The 19,401-nt window shown below is 69.8% G+C and carries 16 protein-coding genes; 3 read left to right on the top strand and 13 right to left on the bottom strand.

Annotated elements, in window-relative coordinates:
* Positions 1-9: 9 nt before the first annotated feature.
* Both ACFVBH_RS08130 and ACFVBH_RS08125 read left to right on the top strand, forming a co-directional pair.
* On the top strand, positions 10-558 hold the full coding sequence (locus ACFVBH_RS08130; protein ID WP_379000830.1) for a MerR family transcriptional regulator: 549 nt from the start codon (positions 10-12) through the stop codon (positions 556-558).
* Entirely contained in the window at positions 555-3,011 is a 2,457-nt protein-coding gene (locus ACFVBH_RS08125) for a VIT domain-containing protein (protein ID WP_379000828.1), read from the top strand. The genes ACFVBH_RS08130 and ACFVBH_RS08125 overlap by 4 nt, the downstream gene beginning before the upstream one ends.
* Before the next feature lie 173 nt (positions 3,012-3,184).
* Here the strand turns inward: ACFVBH_RS08125 and ACFVBH_RS08120 are convergent, their stop codons facing one another.
* The 5 genes from ACFVBH_RS08120 to ACFVBH_RS08100 form a co-directional block, all read right to left on the bottom strand.
* A complete protein-coding gene (locus tag ACFVBH_RS08120; RefSeq protein ID WP_379000826.1) occupies positions 3,185-3,916 on the bottom strand; it encodes an alpha/beta hydrolase in 732 nt (243 codons plus the stop codon).
* Between the two features lie 86 nt (positions 3,917-4,002).
* Positions 4,003-4,644, bottom strand: a complete 642-nt coding sequence (locus tag ACFVBH_RS08115) for a TetR/AcrR family transcriptional regulator (RefSeq protein WP_354987116.1) — start codon at positions 4,642-4,644, stop codon at positions 4,003-4,005.
* Complete coding sequence (locus ACFVBH_RS08110) at positions 4,634-5,497, bottom strand: alpha/beta hydrolase (RefSeq protein WP_354987117.1); 864 nt, start codon at positions 5,495-5,497, stop codon at positions 4,634-4,636. Before ACFVBH_RS08110 ends, ACFVBH_RS08115 begins: the two co-directional genes overlap by 11 nt.
* Before the next feature lie 28 nt (positions 5,498-5,525).
* Complete coding sequence (locus ACFVBH_RS08105; protein ID WP_379000823.1) at positions 5,526-6,797, bottom strand: acyltransferase family protein; 1,272 nt, start codon at positions 6,795-6,797, stop codon at positions 5,526-5,528.
* A gap of 2 nt (positions 6,798-6,799) precedes the next feature.
* Positions 6,800-7,732 carry an SGNH/GDSL hydrolase family protein gene (locus ACFVBH_RS08100; protein ID WP_354987119.1) on the bottom strand — a complete coding sequence of 311 codons (933 nt, stop codon included), beginning with the start codon at positions 7,730-7,732 and terminating at the stop codon, positions 6,800-6,802.
* Between the two features lie 229 nt (positions 7,733-7,961).
* Here ACFVBH_RS08100 and ACFVBH_RS08095 point away from each other — a divergent pair, with 229 nt between their 5' ends.
* Positions 7,962-8,141, top strand: coding sequence for a hypothetical protein (locus tag ACFVBH_RS08095; protein WP_379000821.1), 180 nt, complete (start codon positions 7,962-7,964; stop codon positions 8,139-8,141).
* 43 nt (positions 8,142-8,184) lie between these two features.
* On the opposite strand, the gene ACFVBH_RS08090 is transcribed toward ACFVBH_RS08095, so the two are convergent.
* From ACFVBH_RS08090 to ACFVBH_RS08055, 8 genes are read right to left on the bottom strand one after another with little or no spacing between them, the layout of a single operon-like run.
* Positions 8,185-8,754, bottom strand: a complete 570-nt coding sequence (locus tag ACFVBH_RS08090) for a cupin domain-containing protein (protein WP_354987121.1) — start codon at positions 8,752-8,754, stop codon at positions 8,185-8,187.
* Positions 8,751-10,331 (bottom strand): S-methyl-5-thioribose-1-phosphate isomerase, encoded by a 1,581-nt coding sequence (gene mtnA / locus ACFVBH_RS08085; RefSeq protein WP_379000817.1) that lies wholly within the window; start codon positions 10,329-10,331, stop codon positions 8,751-8,753. The genes ACFVBH_RS08090 and mtnA overlap by 4 nt, the downstream gene beginning before the upstream one ends.
* Before the next feature lie 10 nt (positions 10,332-10,341).
* On the bottom strand, positions 10,342-11,448 hold the full coding sequence (locus tag ACFVBH_RS08080) for a DUF3419 family protein (RefSeq protein ID WP_379000815.1): 1,107 nt from the start codon (positions 11,446-11,448) through the stop codon (positions 10,342-10,344).
* A 31-nt stretch (positions 11,449-11,479) separates the two neighbouring features.
* Entirely contained in the window at positions 11,480-13,045 is a 1,566-nt protein-coding gene (locus ACFVBH_RS08075; RefSeq protein ID WP_379000813.1) for an MFS transporter, read from the bottom strand.
* Entirely contained in the window at positions 13,042-14,520 is a 1,479-nt protein-coding gene (locus ACFVBH_RS08070; protein ID WP_379000811.1) for an FAD/NAD(P)-binding protein, read from the bottom strand. Before ACFVBH_RS08070 ends, ACFVBH_RS08075 begins: the two co-directional genes overlap by 4 nt.
* 39 nt (positions 14,521-14,559) lie before the next feature.
* Entirely contained in the window at positions 14,560-15,672 is a 1,113-nt protein-coding gene (locus tag ACFVBH_RS08065) for an acyl-CoA dehydrogenase family protein (RefSeq protein WP_354987126.1), read from the bottom strand.
* Positions 15,673-15,715: 43 nt separating this feature from the next.
* Positions 15,716-18,334, bottom strand: a complete 2,619-nt coding sequence (locus ACFVBH_RS08060) for an aminotransferase class III-fold pyridoxal phosphate-dependent enzyme (RefSeq protein ID WP_379000809.1) — start codon at positions 18,332-18,334, stop codon at positions 15,716-15,718.
* A gap of 26 nt (positions 18,335-18,360) precedes the next feature.
* Positions 18,361-19,401, bottom strand: coding sequence for a 3-oxoacyl-[acyl-carrier-protein] synthase III C-terminal domain-containing protein (locus tag ACFVBH_RS08055; protein WP_379000807.1), 1,041 nt, complete (start codon positions 19,399-19,401; stop codon positions 18,361-18,363).

The following is a 19,401-nucleotide window of genomic DNA, read 5'->3' as shown; positions in this document are numbered from 1 at the left end:
AGTGTCATCATGCAGTGGACGATCGCGGAACTGGCCTCCGAAGCTGCGGCGGCGGTGGAACGCCTCGGCATCGAGGCGCCCAACGGCAAGGTGGGGGAGGTGCCGGACGTGCGCATGCTGCGCTACTACGGGTCGCTCGGACTACTCGATCGGCCCGCCGATGTACGGGGAAGGACGGCTTACTACGAGCGGAGGCATCTACTACAGGTAATCGCGGTCAAACGGTTGCAGGCCGACGGGGAGACGCTGGCTCAGGCGCAGCGCCGGCTCCTCGGACGCACCGACGCCGAGCTCGAGACGATCGCTCGTCTCGATGAAGTCAAGCAGCGCAAGCGGTTCTGGGCACAGGCCCCGGACCTGCACAGCGCCCCGGTCAGCGCCCCGGCGCCGGCCGAGATGTCCGTCGGCGTGCACCTGGCACCGGGTTGCACGGTCCTGTTCACTCCCGAACGCACCCTCGATGCGGCCGATCTGGCCGCCATCCGGGCCGCGGGCCGGGAACTTCTCCACACGCTCGAACGCCGCGGAATCGTTGCCGCAGAACGGAACACGCCATGACCGCCATTCCCACCGTCATCGACGAAGAACTGACCCGCATCGCCGGACCGCGCACCGGCGACGAACTCGTGACCGGCGTTCTGCGCGCCGCCGACGGCGTGCACGGCGGGCTGCCGCTGGTGGCCATGGACGTGCACGCGGCCGTCACCGGCCTGGTGGCCACGACGACCGTGCGCCAGGTGTTCCGCAATACGCTCGGCACCGGCATCGAGGCGGTGTACATCTTCCCGCTACCGGACCGCGCCGCGGTCACCTCGTTCACCGCGGATCTGGCCGGCCGTCGCATCGAGGGCGAGCTCCAGGAGCGGCAGGCCGCGCGTGACGCGTACGACGCGGCGGTCGCCGTGGGCCACCGCGCCGCGCTCGCGGAGGAGGAGCGCCCCGGCGTCTTCACCACCACCGTCGGCAATCTGCAGCCGGGCGAGGAAGCCACGCTCACCCTGGTCCTGACCGGTCCGCTGCCGGTGGACGGCGGCGAAGCCACCCTGCGCTTCCCGCTGGTGGTCGCGCCCCGCTACATCCCCGGCACGCCGCTGGACGGCGCTCAGGCCGGTGCCGGCACCGCACTGGACACCGGTGCGGTGCCCGATGCCAGCCGCATCTCGCCACCGGTGCTGCTGCCGGGCCAATCCTCGCCCGTCGCACTGTCTTTGACCGCCACCATCGATCCGGCGGGCCTGGGTCCGGTGACGGTGCGCTCGAGCCTGCACGCCGTGGCCACCGAGTCCGAGGGCGGCACGACCGTCGTCCGCCTGCACCCCGGCGAGCGGCTGAACCGCGACGTGGTGCTGCGGCTGGCCCTCGCCGCCGAATCCGAACTCACCTGCGCGGCGGTGATCGCCGAGGACATCGTTCAGGTCACCCTGGTGCCCGAGCTGACCGCCACCCGCCGCGATCGCGACGTGGTCGTGCTGCTCGACCGCTCCGGCTCCATGGACGGCTGGAAGATGGTCGCCGCGCGCCGGGCCGCGGCCCGCGTGGTCGATACCCTCACCGACCGGGATCGCTTCGCGGTCCTGGCCTTCGACCACTACGTCGAGCGCCCGACCGGCCTGGCAACGGGACTCGTTCCGGCCCTGGACCGCAACCGATTCGCGGCCGTCGGCTGGCTGTCGGGACTCGAGGCCCGCGGCGGCACCGAGCTCGCCGGACCGCTCGAGCAATCGGCCGATCTCCTGCACGCGGACGAAGGCCGCGACCGCGTTCTCGTGCTGGTCACCGACGGCCAGATCGGCGACGAGGACCGCGTCCTGGCCCGAATCACGCCGCGCCTGAACGGAACTCGCGTCTTCACCCTCGGCATCGATCGCGCCGTCAACGCGGGATTCCTGCAGCGCCTGGCCGCCACCGGCGCCGGCCGCTGCGAACTCGTGGAAACCGAGGATCGCCTCGACGAGGTGCTCACCGGGATTCACCGCCGCATCGCCCCGCCCGTCCTGACCGATGTCGTCGTGGAGATCGACGGCCGCCCCGTCACCGATCCGGCCCCCGCGCACAGCGATCTGTTCGAAGGCTCCCCGCTACTGCTCGGCGGCAGCGTCGGCGACGCGACCGGGGATGTCATCGTCCGCGCGAAAACGGCTACGGGCGAGCCCTTCTCGACGAAGATCACCCCCGTCCGCACGGACGACAAGGCCGTCCGCGCGGTCTGGGCCCGAGCCCGCCTGCGCGACCTGGAAGACGCCTACGCGGCCGGAACCGGCGAGGTGACCCCGACGAACATCGTCGAGTTCTCGCTCGCCCACGGCGTATTGAGCCGCTTCACCGCGTTCATCGCCGTCGATCACAGCCGAAAGACGACCGGCGATCACCATACTGTCGTACAGCCGGTCGAGGCCCCAGACGGCTGGGTCGAGTCAGACGCGGACGTATCGGTGCCAAGCTTCATGCTTCGCGGTGGCGCTCCCATGCCCGCCCACGCATACGAGGCGGCTTCCGATTCCGCCTACGGCGGGGCGCCCGCCTTCGCTCCCGGCTCCCCGGCTCCGGCGGGCCCCCCGCCGCCGATCCCCGCCCCCATGTCCGCGCCGCGCCCCATGAACCCGGCCGGTGCTCCGCCGCCCCCGCAGCCCTCCGCCCCGTGGGGGTCCCCGGCCGGAATGCCCCGCCCGGCACCGGGCTCGGCCCCGATGTTCGCCCGCCGCCGCGCCCGCAAGAGCTTCGCCCCGGCGTCCTCGGAAGCCACGCCCCAGCTCGACGTCGTCCTCCCGTTCCTGGATCGCCTGCGCGCCCTCCTGGAAACTCCGGACGCCACGGCCGCGACGAACCTGGCCGATGAGCTGGCCTCCGCCGGTGCCTCCGCCGACCTGGTGAGCGCCCTGCACCGCCTGGCAGCGGCGATCACCGACACCGATGCCAAAGCAGTGACCGCGGCGATCGGCGAAATCCGAACCCTGCGAACGGAACTGGCCGCACCCCCGGTGCCCAAACCCCGCCGGGGCTTCTGGCACTGACCACGTCGCGAGTGCCCGCACCCACGGGGATGCGGGCACTTGCGACGAGTCATGAACGACCTGGCGACCGGACATGCACTCCGCACGAGCCGAAGATCGCGCTGCGCACGCGGTCGCGGTTGGCCTCCGCGGCCGTCGCCCCGCGCGGGCGACGACGAGACCCGCTACCCGGGTCAGCGCGGTTGGCGGCTGCCCGGTGTCGTCAGCGGAACGGTCAACTCGGTGTGGGGCGGCGGGCGGAGGCCCGGGGCGGCCGTCAGCGGCCGGGGTCGCCGTCGCTGGAGGTCGATCAGCCGCTGGTGCACGAACTCGGTTATCAGCGACTGGATCTCGCGATGTACCGGTTCGTGCAGCAGGTCGTGGCCCGCGTCGGGGAACTCGTGGAACCGGGTGCCGTGCGAGCGGGAGGCCCAGCGGCGCACCGGCTCCATGGGGGCGATGCGGTCGTCCGCTCCGTGTAGCAGCAGCGTGGGCACGCGTGGCGCGGGTAGTTCCATGATCACGTCGCGAGACGGTGTGCCGGTGAGTGCGAGGGCGCACAGCTGCCGGGCCGCATCCCCGCCCGCGTGCGTGGCGAGCAGCGCCACCCCCGCCCCGAGGGAGTGCCCGGCCAGCACCAGCGGCGTGTCCGGACGAGCCGTATGCGCCATGCCCAGAAACAGTTCGGCATTGGCGACCAGCACCGGGATCGGCGGCATCGTGTTCGGTTCGCCCTCGCTCAGCCCGTGCCCGGGATGGTCGAGCCCCCAGACCTCGATGCCGCCGCGGTTCATCGCCCGCGCGTATCGGTGGTACAGGGCGCTCGACTGCCCGATGCCGTGCAGGAAGACCATCACCGCGGCGGGATCGCCGTCGCAACGCCAGATTCGGTAGTTCATGCGGCCGCCCGCGCCGTCGAAAAACACTGTGAAACCTCCGCAGCGGAAAACTCATATGCCGGAATGCAGTCGAAATACGTTGGCGGGCGGCGCATTCCGGCATACGCCGGGCGCTACCGCATCGGCTCCGCCGCGCCGTTGGCTCCGCGGGACTCACTCGCCCCGCCGACGACCCCGGACACGATCGCCATCAGCGCGTGCAGCGCGCGGTCGGCGGCCGGGACCGGATCGGGGGCGCTCGCCACGATCAGTCCCGCTTCGGTGATCGCGCTGAGCAGCAGTTGTGCCAGGACGGGGATGTCGATATCGGTCAGGCTCCCCGCCGCCCGTGCGGCTTCCAGTGGCGGAACCACCAGGCCGAGGCCGTGCCGGATCTCGAACTCCCGCCACGCCTGCCTGCCCAGCACCGCCGGCCCGTCCGCGAGCGCGATCCGCACCATCTCCGGCCGCAGGCAGATGGTCAGGAACGTCCGCAGGGCGACCTCGATCAGGACGATCGGATCTTCCGAGTTCGCGGCGGCGGTCGCCGCGCCTATCTCCTCGCTGTTCTCCCGTTCCAACTGTTCGAGTACCACCAGGAACAATCCGCGCTTGTCGCCGTACTGGTATTGCAGCGCGCCGCGGGTGACGCCGGCCAGGGCGACGATCTGATCCGCGGACACGGCGGAGAAGCCGTGTTCCGCGAACAGCTGACGAGCGGCCCGTTCCAATGCGAGTCGTGTAGTGAGCGAACGCTTTTCGTGGCTACTGGTCATGCAGTCGAGTGAACTCCAAGATCATCCGGGTCAGCAACTCGGGCTGATCCTCCGGACTGGCGGTATAGGAGTCGTCGATCAGTTTCAGCGTCGCATTCGGCAGGTCCGCGGCCAGGCGCTCGGCCAGCCGCACCGGGAACAACTTGTCCTCGCGCGCCCACGCCAGCAGCACCGGGATGTCGATCTTGTCGTACCGGGTGGCCGCGTCGAGGGTGTACTTGCGGTCGGCGGTCCGCAGGAATCGCCGCAGGTCGGCCCGGATGGCCGCCGAATTGCGGCTGGGCAGCAGGTAGCTGTCGACGATCTCGTAGGGCACCTGGTGTTTGGCCACCCAGCCCAGCGCCACCGGCAGCGGATGCAGCGCGCGGATGCGCAGCAGCTCGGTCAGCGGCCGGATGGAGCCCGGGATCCGAGCCAGCGGCGGCAGCACGTTGAACGGCGGCGGCAGGAACCGTTCGTAGCAGTCCACCGAGGCGAGCACGACCCGCCCGATCCGCTCGGTGCTGCGGCTGAGCAGCACCTGCGTGATCGCGCCGCCGGTGTCGTTGGCCACCAGCGTGACGTCGTCGAGGTCGAGCCGCTCGAGGAAGGCCGCCATCAGATCGGCCAGTCCGGTCGGGGTCAGGTCGGCCTCGGGGACCGGAATCGAATGCGCGCCGAGCGGCCAATCCGGGGTCAGGCAGCGATATCCGGCCGCCACGATGTCCGGCACCACTTTTCGCCAGAGATTGGCGTTGACCAGCAGCCCGTGGACGAACACCACGGGTGCGCCGGATCCTGCGTCGTAGTAGCGAACGCGGGCGCCGGGCAGGGCGATTTCCTCGGGGCGACCGAGCGATGCACTGAGCGTCATGGTTTCTCCGAACTGTCGGTGGGCGCGTTCATGGAAGTGTCGCTTGGGTTTTCACCGCGGCCGGTGCGCCGCGTGCGCGGGTGCGCCGGCCGGCGAAGGCGCGCATGAGGGGCTCGTCGAGCCAGTGGAAGATCAGGGCCGCCGCGGCCGTCGAGGCAGCCAGACTCAGCGCGGCGAATCCCAGCCACCCCAGGACGCCGAATTGCTTTCCGCCGATGAACCATCGGGTGATCAGCACCATCACCGGGAATTGGATCAGATAGAAGGCGTAGGAGATCTTCCCGAACCACACCATGGTGCGCGTCGAGTTGAGCCCGCCGGCCCCGGCCAGATCCCGGGCGGCCAGCGTCGCCACGACCGCCACCATGGGCCCGATCAGCAGCGCCGACATCTTGTAGTTCACCGGCACCACCCAGGTCGCGAGGTACGCGATCACGAGCGCGACCAGCGGCAGCCGGATGTCGGTCAGCCGCCAGCGCCCTTCGAGCACCAGCCGGCCCGCCAGCACGCCGAGGAAGAACTCCGGCAGCCGCGACAGCGGGAAGTAGTAACTCAGCCAGTATGCCTGCGGCACCGGGATATCCGCCTGCCGGAACCAGGCCTGCGAGGCGTGCAGTTCGTAGTACGGCGAATCCTCGCCCGGCACCAGGCGCGGGGCGAAAGCGTTCTCGATGCCCTTGGGACCGGGCGTCCCGAGGTAGTAGACCGTGTGCAGCACGAGGATGAACGCCAGCAACCCGCCCACCCACCACCACAGCCGCGCGCTGCCGATCCGCAGAATCAGCGGCAGCAGCAGCGGAAAGCACAGGTAGAAAAGAATTTCCGAGCCCAGCGACCACGCCGGGACATTGAGCCCGCCGACGGTGGTCCACTTCGGTACCCAGGTGTGCACCAGCAGCAGGTTCGGCACCCAGACCACCGCGCGGTGCAGCGGCACGGACGCGGCGAGGATGAACACCGCGGCCGCGGCCAGATGCGTCGGATAGATCTTGAGCACGCGCCGCCAGTAGAACCTCGGCACCGAGCTGCCCGGCGTGAACGACCAGTAGATGATGAACCCGGACAGCACGAAGAAGAACGTGACCCCGGCCGCGCCCAGCTGCATCGGAATCACCTGGTGCAGCTGCCGGAACAGCTCGGACTTCTGGAAGGGGTACACCGGCAGGAACACCAGCGCGTGCAGGACGAACACCGCGAACGCCGCCCACCACCGTGCCCCGGTGAGCGACGGCAGCGACGGGCGCGCGCGGCCGGTCTCGGGCGGGGCGTGCGGCCGGGTGGCGGTGCTCTCGCCGCTCATGCTCAGCCCGCGATCATCTTCTGGAGCGCGGTCGCGACCACCGCGTCACCGCGCGTGGACGGATGCACCGGCGTGCCCATGAATTCGCTGGCGGGGTCGAGGATTCCGGCCAGCCAGGGTTCGGCCGTGCACAGGCCGTGGCCCGCGGTGACGGCTCGGGCGTCGAAGAATTCGACACCGAGCTGACGGGCGCCCTCGCGCTGGGCGGTGTCCACCCGATTCCACAGTTCGATCGCCGAACCCGCCCGCTGCTGCACGATCTGGCCGACGCCGAGCACGTTGATGCACCAGGTCTGCGAGCCCGGTGCGTTCATCTCCGGATAGCCGACGAAGATGATCCGGGCGTTGGGCGCGTAGTAGCGGACGTAGTCCACGACGGGCTTGACCCGCTTCACGTACTCGTCCGTGGTGAGTCCGCGGTAGTCGGTCGCGCGGCCTTCGGCGGCGGCTTCGGGCCCGCACCCGCGGATCACGTCGAGCACGCAGTTGAGCAGGGTCTGGCGCAGCTTCACCTGGTTGTCGCCCCAGGAGTCGTTGAGTCCGGTCTGGATCAGCACGGCCTCGGTACGCGGCCCGAACGCGCCCTGCGCGTCGACCGTGCGCGCCTCGTGCACCAGGGTGTAGCCGGGTCCGCTCACCAGCGTCGCGCCGCGGCAGGACGCGTCGATGAAATCGTTTGTGCCCCAAAGCCCCATGCCCTGCGCCAGCTGGGTGGGCCAGGACGTGGGACCGTGCGAGCAGTCGGGCTGCGCGCCGGGCGCGGTGTTCTCCAGCGCGGCGGCGATATCGCCGTTCGCGGTGAACGAATCACCGAGGACCACAACGGATTTCCCGCCGTCAGCGGGCGCCGCCGTGGCGAGCGGCGCGGGTGCGGACAGCAGGGCCAGGGTGAGGGCGGTGGCGGTCAGCACACCGGGGAGGGTCGAATTCGTCATGCTCTTCCTTGTCGAGTGCACCGGAACAGGACCTCCGGTCGATCAGTAGCCGGCCCGCGGTTCGAACCCCGGATCGGGCAGGGCGGGCGGTTCGGCCTTGGGCGGCTGTGGCGCGGGCTTTTCCGGGGTCGCGGGTTGGTTCCGCGGCGCCGGCGCGACGGTCGGAACCTGGGGCGCGACCGTCTGTGGTTCGGGCGCCGGGGGGATCGGCTCGGACTCCGTCGCCGGGATGGAGGACGGCGGCGTCACGGGCGCGGCCGACGATGTGGTCGTGGTCGTCGGCGCGGCCGTGCTGCTGACGGTCGTGGTCGCGGGACTTTCTGTGGTGTCCGACCCGCACCCGGTGATCCCGGCGGCGATTCCGCCGACGACGGCGGCGGCCAGGGTGATCCGCCCCGCCCGTGAATGAATGACGTGCTGTGGCATGGCGACTCCTGCGGTTAGAGTGCGGATTACGCGAGCAGTTCGTCCAAATTCGGCATGCGGCTGCCGATCTCGTCCCCGGTGAAGTCCCCGATCCAGCCGTCTTCGCGCTCGAAGAAGCGAATGGCGCAGAACTCCGGGCTCGCACCCATGTCGAACCAGTGCGTGGTGCCGGCGGGCACGGAGATCAGGTCACCGCGCTCGCAGACGACGGCGTAGACCTTGTCGCCGAGATGGAGGTAGAAACAGCCGCGACCTTCGACGAAGAAGCGCACCTCGTCCTCGGCGTGGCGGTGCTCGTTCAGGAATTTCGCCCGCGCCGCGACCGCCTGCTCGCGCCACTGCGCACTGTCCGGGTCGGGCACCATCCGCACCACGTCGACGAGCCGATAGCCGCCCGCGGCGCAGACCTCGTCGATTTCGGTGCGATAGGCGGCGATGACTTCTTCCTGCCCGGCGTCCGCCGCGAGTTCGCGGGTCTGCCACTGCCGCAGCGTGATTCCGTACGGCGCGAGCAGTCCGGCGATCACCGCCGGGTCGGTGGTCCGTTCGAGCACGGAGTCGCGGTCGTCCTCCGGCATCACCTGCACGATCGTCATGGCCTTCGCTCCCTCGTCCGTAGGTGTAGTTCGCACAGCAATTCCAGGCACTCCATCCGGTTGCGGGCCGTCTCCAGATCCGGACCCCACACGGTCGCGCCGTGCCGCCGGATCAGGAAGGCGGGCGGGGCGTCCGGGTGCAGGGTCCCGGCCAGATCGGCGGCGATGCGCGGCACGTCGTCGTGATTGGTGAGGATGGGGACTTCGAACGGTCCCGGGCGGCGGGGCCCGAAACCCTTGATGATCTCGAAGTTCTCGAAGTCCACCCGCGGCCCGTACGACAGCCCGGCCACCAGGGTCGCGTGCGGCGGATGCGCGTGCACTACCGCGCCGCAGTCGGGCAGCGCCCGGTACAGCGCGGCGTGCAGGGATGCCTCTGCCGAGGGCCGCGGACCCCGATCCGAGACCGCGGCGGCGGTCTCGATATCGATGTGGACCAGGTCCCGGGCGGTGAGCGCGCCCTTGCTCAGTCCGCTGCCGGTGATGACGGCCCGGCCCGCCGCGCCCGGCAGGCGCACCGAGAGATTGCCGGAGGTGCCGTCCATCCACCCGCGCCGGTACAGCTCGCCCGCGGCTCGTGGCAGTCCGAAACCCAGTGCGGGCCACAGTGTTCTGTTCTCGGTCACCACGGCGGTGACCAGATCGCGCGGGGTGACGTCGAAGGCCGGGTTGAAGGCGTCGGTGCCCGCCGGGGCGATCTGGCGGCCCGCCAGGGACGTGACCTCCGCGGCGGCCCGCTCCTCGATCACGATGTCGCCGCCGTCGCTGAGGGTTTCATCGACGGTGGACTCCGGCGCGACCACCAGGAACGGAATCCCGGCGCGTGCGGCGGCCAGGGCGAGCGGGTAGGTGCCGATCTTGTTGGCGACGTCGCCGTGCGCGGTGATCCGATCGGCGCCGACCAGCACACAGTCGATCATGCCCGCGGCGACGGCGGTGGGGCCCGCCGAATCCACGCAGACGCGGTGCGGGATATCGGCTTCGGCGAGCTCCCACGCGGTGAGCCGCGAACCCTGCAGTAGCGGCCGGGTCTCGCCGGCCAGCACCGATTCGAGCCGGCCGCGCTGGGCGAGTTCTATGATCGTGCCGAGCGCGGTTCCGCCCGCCACGGTCGCCAGGCGTCCGGTGTTGCAGTGCGTCAGCACCCGAAGCCGTTGCCCGCGAGTCAGTTTCAGTACTTCATCGGCCGCGCGCACGGCCATGGTCCGGTTCACGCGCTCGTCCTCGTCGAGCAGTGCCAGGGCCTCCTGTAGCACCGCGCCGGGCCCCCGCTCCAGGTGCTCCGCCACCCGCCGCACGGCCCACGCCAGATTCACGGCCGTGGGCCGGGCGGCGGCGATGCGCCGGGCATCGGCGGCCACCGCCGCCACGTCGGAGCCGTGGGCGCGTGCGGACAGCGCCACCGCGAGCGCCCCGGCGGCCCCGATCGCCGGGGCGCCGCGAATGGTGAGCGTGCGGACCGCGGCGATCACCTCGTCGACCGTGCGCAGCTGCACGATCCGGTATTCGCCGGGCAGCGCCCGCTGGTCGACGGCGTGCACGACGCCGTCGATCCAGTCCAGTGACCGCTTCATCATCGTCCCGCCGCTACCGGTGATCCGCGCCGACGGTGAAGATCTCGAACTGGTACACGAAGGCGTAGTCGTCGAAGTACAGCTGCGCGCACAACTCGTCCTCGCGGTGCAGCGACTGGAGCAGATCCGGCGCCGGGGTGTGCCGGGACAGGAAGTTGCGGTAGCAGATTCGTGCACCCGGCCGTGCCACCCGCACCACCTCCTTCATCAGGGTGGCGAACTGCTCGCGGTCGATGCAGCTGGTCACATCCGAGAGCGAGAACTTGTCGATCGACCCGTCCGGCAGTGCGCGCAGCCGGTCCATGAGATCGCCGCGCACGACGTTCACCTTGGTGGTGGCCGTCCGGATGGCCTCGACGTTCTCACGAAGCAGGTAGTGCGGCAGCACATCCCGGCGCGGATAGCGACCGTGGAACATGAACGACACCCAATCGTTCTCGCCGGCGAGATGGTTCTCGAAGGTGTGGTTGAGCCGCTCCAATACATAGTCGCCGCACGACTTCTCGTCGGTGACGACGTTGTAGGAGTCGTCGTTGAGGACCGCCTTGAGCGTGCGCTCGGTGAAGCCGTGGCGAATCATGTTGCGCCACAGCACCCCGTCGACCCGCTTGCGATAGATGCGGCGCTGGGTCTCGAGGTCGGGGGCGGCGAACAGATCCCGCATGGCCCGCCCGTACAGCACCCGCATCGCCGGGGCCACCAGGCGCACGTAGAGCTGTTCGTGCCGGCCCGCCAGCAGCACCCCGCCCACGATGGCCTTGCGGTAGCGCGTGAAGTAGGCGACCGCCTCGGGGGACAGGTCCGGCTCGAGTTCCTTGAAAAGCCGCCACCGGCTGGTGGATTCGTCCACCCCGAGGAATTCCAGCAGGGTGTCGTAGGAGAAGTGCCGGATGGCGGCCAGTTTGAGTTCGAGCAGATAGGTCTGCCCGGGCGAGCTGTCGATGGAGGTGACGGTGTGCGGATTGTTCACCACCAGGCTCAGGGCCCGGCAGCCGCTGCCGGTCACCGCGAGCACATCGTCGTTCGCGGTGATGTCCAGCGCCCGCATCTCGGAGCGGGAGTCCTCGTCACAGGTGCTGTAGAGCAGCCAGCGGTCGTCTGTCTTCTCGGCGGTAGTCACAGTCGTTCACCCTTCGCGGAGTGTGTGCGGCTCATGGCCGGTTGGCATCCGTCAGATCGATTTCGGGGTCGTCGGAGGTCACCGGCGTTGGCGGTGGTGTGGCGGGCAGCAGCGCGGCGGCGATCACCGCGGCCACGGCGCACACCGCGGTCACCACCAGGCAGGTGATCTGGAAGCCGTGCACGAACGCGTCCTGCACGGCGGTGCGCAGTGCCGAGGCTGCTTCGGTCCCGCCCAGCCCGGCGGCCTGTTGCAGGGCCGCGCCGACGGAATCCCGCACGGCCTCCAGCACAGTTGCGGGAACACCGTTCACGCTCCCGTCGGGCAGTTGGCCGGTGTAGAGCGAGTGGTGCACGCTGCCGACCACGGCGATGCCCAGCGCGCCGCCGAGCAGCCGGGTGGCGTCGTTCATGGCGGAACCGACGCCGGCCTTGGCGGCCGGCACCACGCCCATGATCGATTCGGTGGCCGGGATGGCCACCGCGCCGATGCCGAGCCCGATCACCACCATCTGCGCCGCGATGATCGGGTAGCCGGTCGCCGCGTCGTCGAAGGAGAACCAGGCGTAGGCGATTCCCATCAGGATCAGTCCGGCCGTGACCACGGCGCGGGTACCGAGCTTGACGGTCAGCTTGCCGCCGAGCACCGAGCCGATGATGATCGCCACGGCCACCGGGATGAGCCGTACGCCCGCACCCAGCGGGGTGTACGACTTGAGGAACTGGAAGTACTGCGTCACCAGGAAGGTGAAGCCGTTCAGCGTGAAGAACGTGATGGTGATGATGCCGCAGGCCGCCGAGAACCGGAGATTGCCGAACAGTCGCACGTCGAGCATCGGCGCGCGGGCCGTCAGTTCGCGCCAGACCAGTCCGGTCAGCAACAGCACCGCGGCGGCGAAACCGAGCAGCGTGCGCCCGGAGAGCCAACCCTGTTCCGGCGCTTCGATGATCGTGTAGACGAGCACGCCGAGTCCGGCCGTGGACAGCGCCAGACCGGGCAGATCGAGCCCGCGGCCCTGCGGATCCCGGGAATCGGGCACCAGCAGCGCGACCAGCACCAGGCACACCACGCCGACGGGCACCACGACGACGAACACACTGCCCCACCAGAAGTGGTCCAGCAGCAGCCCGCCCACGATCGGGCCGAGCACCACGCCGATGCCCGATACCGCGCCCCACACCCCGATCGCCGCCGCGCGCTCCTTGCGCTCGACGAACACGGTGGTGAGGATCGACAGCGTCGACGGGTAGATCATGGCCGCGCCGACGCCCATCACCGTGCGCGCCGCGATCAACTGCGCGGTGCTGTCGCACAGCGCGCCCGCCCCGGTCGCGACGGTGAACACCACCAGCCCGGCGAGCAGGATGCCGCGGCGGCCGAACCGGTCGCCCAGGCTGCCCGCCACCAGCACCAGGGCCGCGAACGTGAGCGCGTAGGCGTCCACGATCCACTGCAATCCGCTGGTGCTGGAACCCAATTCGCGCACCAGGCTGGGCAGGGCGAGATTGACGATCATCGCGTCCATGTAGATCGCGATGACGCACAGGCAGAGCACCGCGAGAACCGGGCCCTTGGCCCGCGCCGGCGTCGTGGTCATGACAGTCGCACTCCTTCTTCGTCGTTCGTGCGCAGGGCGGTGGCGAGCAGCACAGCTTGGAAGGACAGCGCGATGACGTCGTTGGTCACGAGTACCGCGCCCCGGATCAGGTCGCCGAGGATGTGCAGGCCGGGTACCGGGTCCCCGGCGGCGTCGAGCGCTTCGAAGGTCGAGACGTTCACGTGCACGCCGCCCAGCGGGTGCGCGCTGAGCAGTCCGGCGTCGAGCAGCCCGGCCAGCAGCGGCTGGGTCCGCAGCGCCGCGACGTCGGTGCCCGCGCCGGTCGCGTTGATCACCACGTCGGCGAATTCGATTGTGCCGCCGTGGTGTATCGCGAAGCCGTCATCGGTGTGCCGGACCTCGCACAGCCCGTCGGCCACCCGCAGCCGCCCGGCGTCCATGGCCGCGACCAGCCGGCGGGCGGTCTCGGCCGGAATGGGCGCGCCGTGCACCAGCAGCGGCGTGAGCCATTTCTCGAAGAACTCCGCCCGATCCGGTTCGACCAGGAGCTGCCAGGCGGGCAGCAGCGTGGGGGAGGCCCCGTTCACGATCCGCTGCCAGCCGCGTTCGATGCCGGCGTCGACCTCGGCCAGTTCCCGGGCCAGCAGTTCGCGGGTGGTCGGGCCGCCGTCGCGTACCTCGTTCCAGTCCACCGGTTCGGCGGATGCGGCCTCGATGTCGGCCATCAGCGCGCGCCCGAAATCCTCGAGCCGCAACGCGCCCGCCGCCGCGGCCCGGCCCAGGCACGCTTCGATATGCGGAATGGGCGCGGTGCTCTCCGAACCGCGCAACCGGGGCAGGCGGCCCGATCGCGAGGCGAGCAGCACCGGGCCGGTGTGCCCGCGCGCGGCCAGGGTCAGCGCGGTGTCGACCGCCGTGAGCCGGGTGCCCAGCACCGCGACCCGGGCATCGGGCGCGATCTCCGGAAGCTGCCATGGATCGGTGAAATATCCGGCCGCACCGATGATCTCGGGGTAAGGGTCCGGCTGCGGCAGCATGCCGATCCCGACGACCACCCGGTCGGCCGGGAAGACCTGCCCGCCCGCGCATTCCACCTGCCAGCGCACGCCCGCGCCCGGGCGCACGCCGATCACCTCGTCGGTGACGACGTCGACCGTGACCCCGGCCGCCGTCGCCTCCTTCACGGCCTGGTCGAACATGTCGCGCACATAGCGCCCGAACCAGTACCTGGCCGGGAACTCGGTGACCGATTCGCCCGCCGCCGCGGCCTGTTCGGTGACCCAGCGCTCGTACTCGTCCGGATCTCCCAGGCTCAAACTGGATTTCGCGGCGCGCGTGTTGATCAGATGCGTCGGCTCCGGCGAACCGAACGCCAGGCGCGGCGACGCCGGATCCCGATCGATGACGACATAGCGGGATCCGGGCGGCATTCCCGGCAGCAGCTGCCGGGCCAGTGCGGTGCCGGTGGGGCCGCGCCCGATCTGGACGACCGCGTTCCCGACGTCGATGGTCATGGGGTGTGAACCTCGAATCCTGTGCTGCGGCACTGCCGGTCAGGCGACGATCAGCGGCTCGCCGGCCACGAACCGGTCCAGCGGCTCGGCGATGTTCAGGCGCGACGGCGGATGGAAGGCCAGCGCCCGGCATCCGGTGTAGAGCTGCGCGGAGTCACCGGTCATGAAGGCGATGCCGCCGAGCAGTTCGGTCGCCAGCCCGGAGGTGCGCTCGATGACCCGCTGGGTGGCGAAGCGCAGGTGCAGCGCCCGCGCCACCGTGACGGGATCGACGGCGCCCCCGGCGATTTCGGCCGCGATGGCTTCGACGGCCGCCATGGCGGTGTCCAGATCGCCGACCATGGTCATGCGCTCGGCCGCGGTGCCCTTGCGGCCGTCGAGCACCCGCTCCACCAGGCCGCTGGCCATGCCCAGGTAGCAGGCCGAGACGAGCACGCTGAAGGTCAGCCAGGCCGCGCCGAGTGCGTCGTTGAGGGTGTCGTCGGAGGTGCCGAAGAACGAGATCGCCTCGTCGGCGACCTCGACGTCGGTGAGCAGCACCTCGTGGGTCTCCGAGCCGGGGAAGATCGCGGTGCCGGGCAGCGGTCGCACCTCGAGGCCGGGGGAGGCCGCGGGAATGACGGCCAGCGCGAGCTGATCCGCGTCTTCGCCGTCCGGTCGCAGCCGCACGCTCGCGGTCAGGATGTCCATCGACTTGGACAGGCTGCACGGCTTCTTGCTGCCGCTGATCTTCCAGCCGCCCGCGACGCGCTCGCCGTGCAGCTTCGGGGTGACGACGCTCGCGCCCGGAATCCCCTCGGCGAAGGCCGAAGCCAGGTACAGCCGGGCCTGGGCGACCATGTCCAGCATCATGTCGCCGGCCGGTCCCGGCGGCATGGCGGCGACCGTGCACGAGTGCATGTTCACCGCGATGGCCAGCGAGGGCGACCGTGCGCCGAGCGCCCGGTGCACCCGGACGGCGTCGACCAGATTCGCGCCGCTGCCGCCGCGTTCGGCGGCGATGAGCAGTCCGGTGCCGCCCGCGTCGCGGAACAGCGCCAGGGTCGGGGTGTCGGCGGACTCCAGCAGCTCCAGCGGCATGCCGGCGAGCTTGGCGTCGAGCCCGGGTAGGAAACGCTCCGTCGTCTCGCGTTCTCTGACCATGAAGTTCATTGCGTTCCTTCGAAATTCGGGTGAAGAAGGGCGGTGCTGCGGGTCAGACCACGAAGAGCTGGTCGGCGAGCATCTCGTCGAGGCTCTTCTCGAACGCGTGCGCCACCTGGTCGAGGTCTTCGATGGTGTGCGCGGCGCTGATCAGGAAGCTGTGCAGTTCCGGCAGATAGACCTGGTGCTTGCGCATGTAGTACGCCAGCGCGATCGTGGCCTTGAAGTTGCTGCCCGCCATGCGTTCCCGGTACAGCCCCGCCTCGCGGTGACTGAAATTGAGCGAGAAGATGGAGTTGCGGGCGTTGATCCGGCACGCGACCTCACGCTGACCGGCCGCCTCGCGCATCATGTCCGCCAGCCGCTGCGTGTTCTCCTCCAGCGTGGTGTAGATGTGCTGGTTGTCGCGCAGGTACCGCAGCGCGCCGAGACCGGCCGCGCAGGTGAGCGAGTTCCCGCTGAGCGTGCCGCCCGCGAAAACCTTGTTCTCGTAGTCGTAGTACGGATCCTGCGAGCTCTTGGCCATGTCGATGAAGCGGGCCTCGCCGATCACCGCGCCACACGGCAGCCCGCCGCCGATGACCTTGCCCAGACAGGTGATGTCGGGGTGGATGTCGGCCATGACCTGCACCCCGCCGTAGGCGACGCGGAACCCGGAGACCACCTCGTCGAAGATCAGCGGAATGCCGAGTTCGGTGCACAGCCGCCGCAATTCGACCAGGAAGTCCCGGTGCAGGGCGACCACCGAGGTGGGCATGGGCTCGAGCAGGACGCAGGCCAGCTCGTCCGCGTGCTCGCGCAGCCGCGCCAGCCCGGCGATGTCGCCGTATTGCAGCACAACGGTATTGGCCACCGCGCCGGGATCGACGCCCTGCGATCCGGCCACCGGGTCGGGCCGGTCCTTGTCGCCGGCGAACCGGAACCAGGAGCTCACCATGCCCTGATCGGAGAAGCCGTGATAGTGGCCCTCGAACTTGGCGACCACGGTCTTGCGCCGGTACCCGCGGGCCATGCGGATGGCGAACTGGATGGCCTCGGTGCCCGAATTGCACAGCAGCGCTTTGTCCGCCGCCGGGAACGCGTCCACGAGCAGTTCGGCCAGTTCGATCTCCGCGCGATTGCCGATGCCGTTGACCAGCCCGCGGGCCGTGCCCTCGGTGATGGCCGTGTTGATCGCCGGGTGCGCGTAGCCGAGCAGATGCGGGCCGTAGCCGCCGGACAGATCGATGTACTGGTTGCCGTCGTAGTCGGTGACACTGCCGCCGGCGGCCTCGGACACGAATACCGGGAAACCGCTGGGGAAGAAGTACCGGTCGATATGGGTCGGCGCGACGAGCGTATCGCGAGCGCGGTCACGCAGTTCCAGCGAAGCCGGCATCTGCCGCCCGAAGTCGACCGCGAAGCGCCGCTCCACCTCCGCGTTCATGTAGGGCGAATAGCGGTCGGTGAACTTGCGGGCGTTGGCCCAGATGTCGATCGTCGGATCGATCTGGGTCGCGAAGCCCTCGCACGACAGGAAGACCAGCTCGACCTTCGTGAAGTTCGTCGTGTACCGCGAATCATACTGGCGCAGAATCGCGTTCACGTCGTTGAAGTACGAGATGGTGGACCACTGGCTGGAGCTGACGTCGAAGTGGAACTTGAGCACCTCGGCCATCTGCGCGTCGTAGGCCGCGCGTTCGCGTTCCAGCTTGTCCCCGGCGATCACGAAGTACCGCGTGAAGCGGTCGATCGCGATGTCCCATTCCTTGCGGGTGCAGGCGTAGTAGAACGACGACAGCCCCCACTTCTCGTCCTCGGTCAGCTCGACGGTGACGCCGTAGTCCAGCAGCACCAGCTTGCCGTCGGGGGTGAACAGCACATTGCCCGGATGCGGGTCGCCGTGGCAGACGCCGTGCATGTAGAGCATGGTGTAGATGACGTCCTGCAGCCGGCGCGCGAGTTGATCTCCGGGGAAATCGACCGTGCGCGAGAGCTTTCCGGGGATGCCCTCCATGAATTCCATCACCAGCATGCGCCGGGTGACCAGCTCCGGAATCACCGACGGCACCAGCACGTAGGGATGGGACTTGAAGTTCTTGTGGATGCGCTGCTGCTGGCGGGCCTCGTAGGTCATGTCGGCCTGGGGGCGCAGCAGCCGCGCCACCTCGGCGAAGCGATCGGGCAGGCCGAGGTCGCGCACCTGCGGGGTGGCCCGGTCCACCAGCTTCACCAGCGAGCCGATGGCGGTCAGGCTCTGGTCGATCTGCTCGGGCACGGTGTTCTTGACCAGCTTCACCGCGACCTTGCGCCCGTCGGGCAGCTCGCCGATGTGCACCTGCGCCACCGAGGCGCTGGCGATCGGGACGAGATCGATGGAGCGGAAGGTGGATTCGAGCGGTCCGCCCAACTCCCGCTCCAGCGCCGCGCGTGATTCGGCCGGGCCCATGTGCGGGGCCTGATCCTGCAGCACCCGCAGGGTGTCGACCCAGGACGGCGGCAGCAGATCCGACCGGGTGGCGGCGATCTGGCCCATCTTGATGTAGATGGGGCCCATGCGGAGCAGGAACGCCAGGATGGCGTCGGCCCGCCGCTGCTCGGCGCCGGTGCTCTTGCGCAGGATCGATCCCACCGAGTACTCGGCCGCCCCCAGCGCGGTGTACGCGGTGGCCTTGGCTAGATGTCTGAACACTGGAAACCACCTGATCCGATCGCGCGTCAGAAAACGAAAGTGAAAGCGCCGAAAGACATTCCGGCGCTGCCGACCCAGCCGACGGCCCGGTCGCCGGGGCGCACCAGGTCCTGCTCGAGCGCGGAGGCGATGGCGGCGGGCACGGACGCGGACACCACGTTCCCGGTCTTGTCGAAGACATGGTGGATGGCCGAGCCCAGCCCGACCTTGTCCGCCATGCCCTGCCAGTAGCGCTTGCTGGAGGCGTGCGTGAACAGTGCCTTCACCTCGTCGACCGGCGGGTCGAGCCGCTCGAACACAGTGAACCCGTCCTCGGCGTGCTCGTGCATCTCGAAGCCGTAGGAGGTGAAGAACCCGACGCCGTTCGCGGCCAGCTTGTCCGACGGATCGCAGAAGCCCTCGTAACCCTCGAGGGTCACGTTGCACAGCGGCGCCAGATCGGGCCGCGAGGCGAAGCGGAACTCCCACGGCTCGTGGTCCTCGGCGGTGAGCACGGTGGCGGTCGCCGCCTCGCCCAGGGTGTAGGCGGGGAAGATCGACTCCAGCGCCTCCACCTTCGGGATGTGGAACAGGTGCGGGAACACCACCCCGCCCGAGCGCAGGTTGAACTCCGCGTTGACGATCAGCGCGGTGCGGTACTGCCCGGTGCGGAACAGGGATTCGGTGACCTGTACCGCCCGCGTCCAGCTCATACAGGCGTCGAGGATGTCGAAGCAGTGCGCGTTGTCCAGGCCGATGGCCGCGGCCGAGTGGTAGGCCCCGCCCGGTTCGATGAAGCCGCGCCCGATGCCGGTGTAGATCAGCAGATCCACATCCTGATGCCGGACACCGGCCTGTTCCAGGGCCTTGTTCGTGGCCGTGCGCAGCAGGTCGATGGGACGCTCGCCCTCGTCCAGCCACTGGCGCGATTCCGAGCCCGCGTACTTGAGGTAGTAGTCCACCTTGCGCAGCGCGTCGTCGAGATCGCCGGTGAATCCGGCCGCGCTGTGCTCGGCGATGAGGGCGGTGATGTCGGCATTGGTGACCGTGCGCGAGGGTAGGCCGGCGACGGCGGATTTGAGCCTCAT

The organism is Nocardia sp. NPDC057668, assembly GCF_042799795.1.
Classification (GTDB): domain Bacteria; phylum Actinomycetota; class Actinomycetes; order Mycobacteriales; family Mycobacteriaceae; genus Nocardia.
Note: the sequence above shows the minus strand (reverse complement) of the source record. Positions and strands in the feature narration are given on the sequence as shown.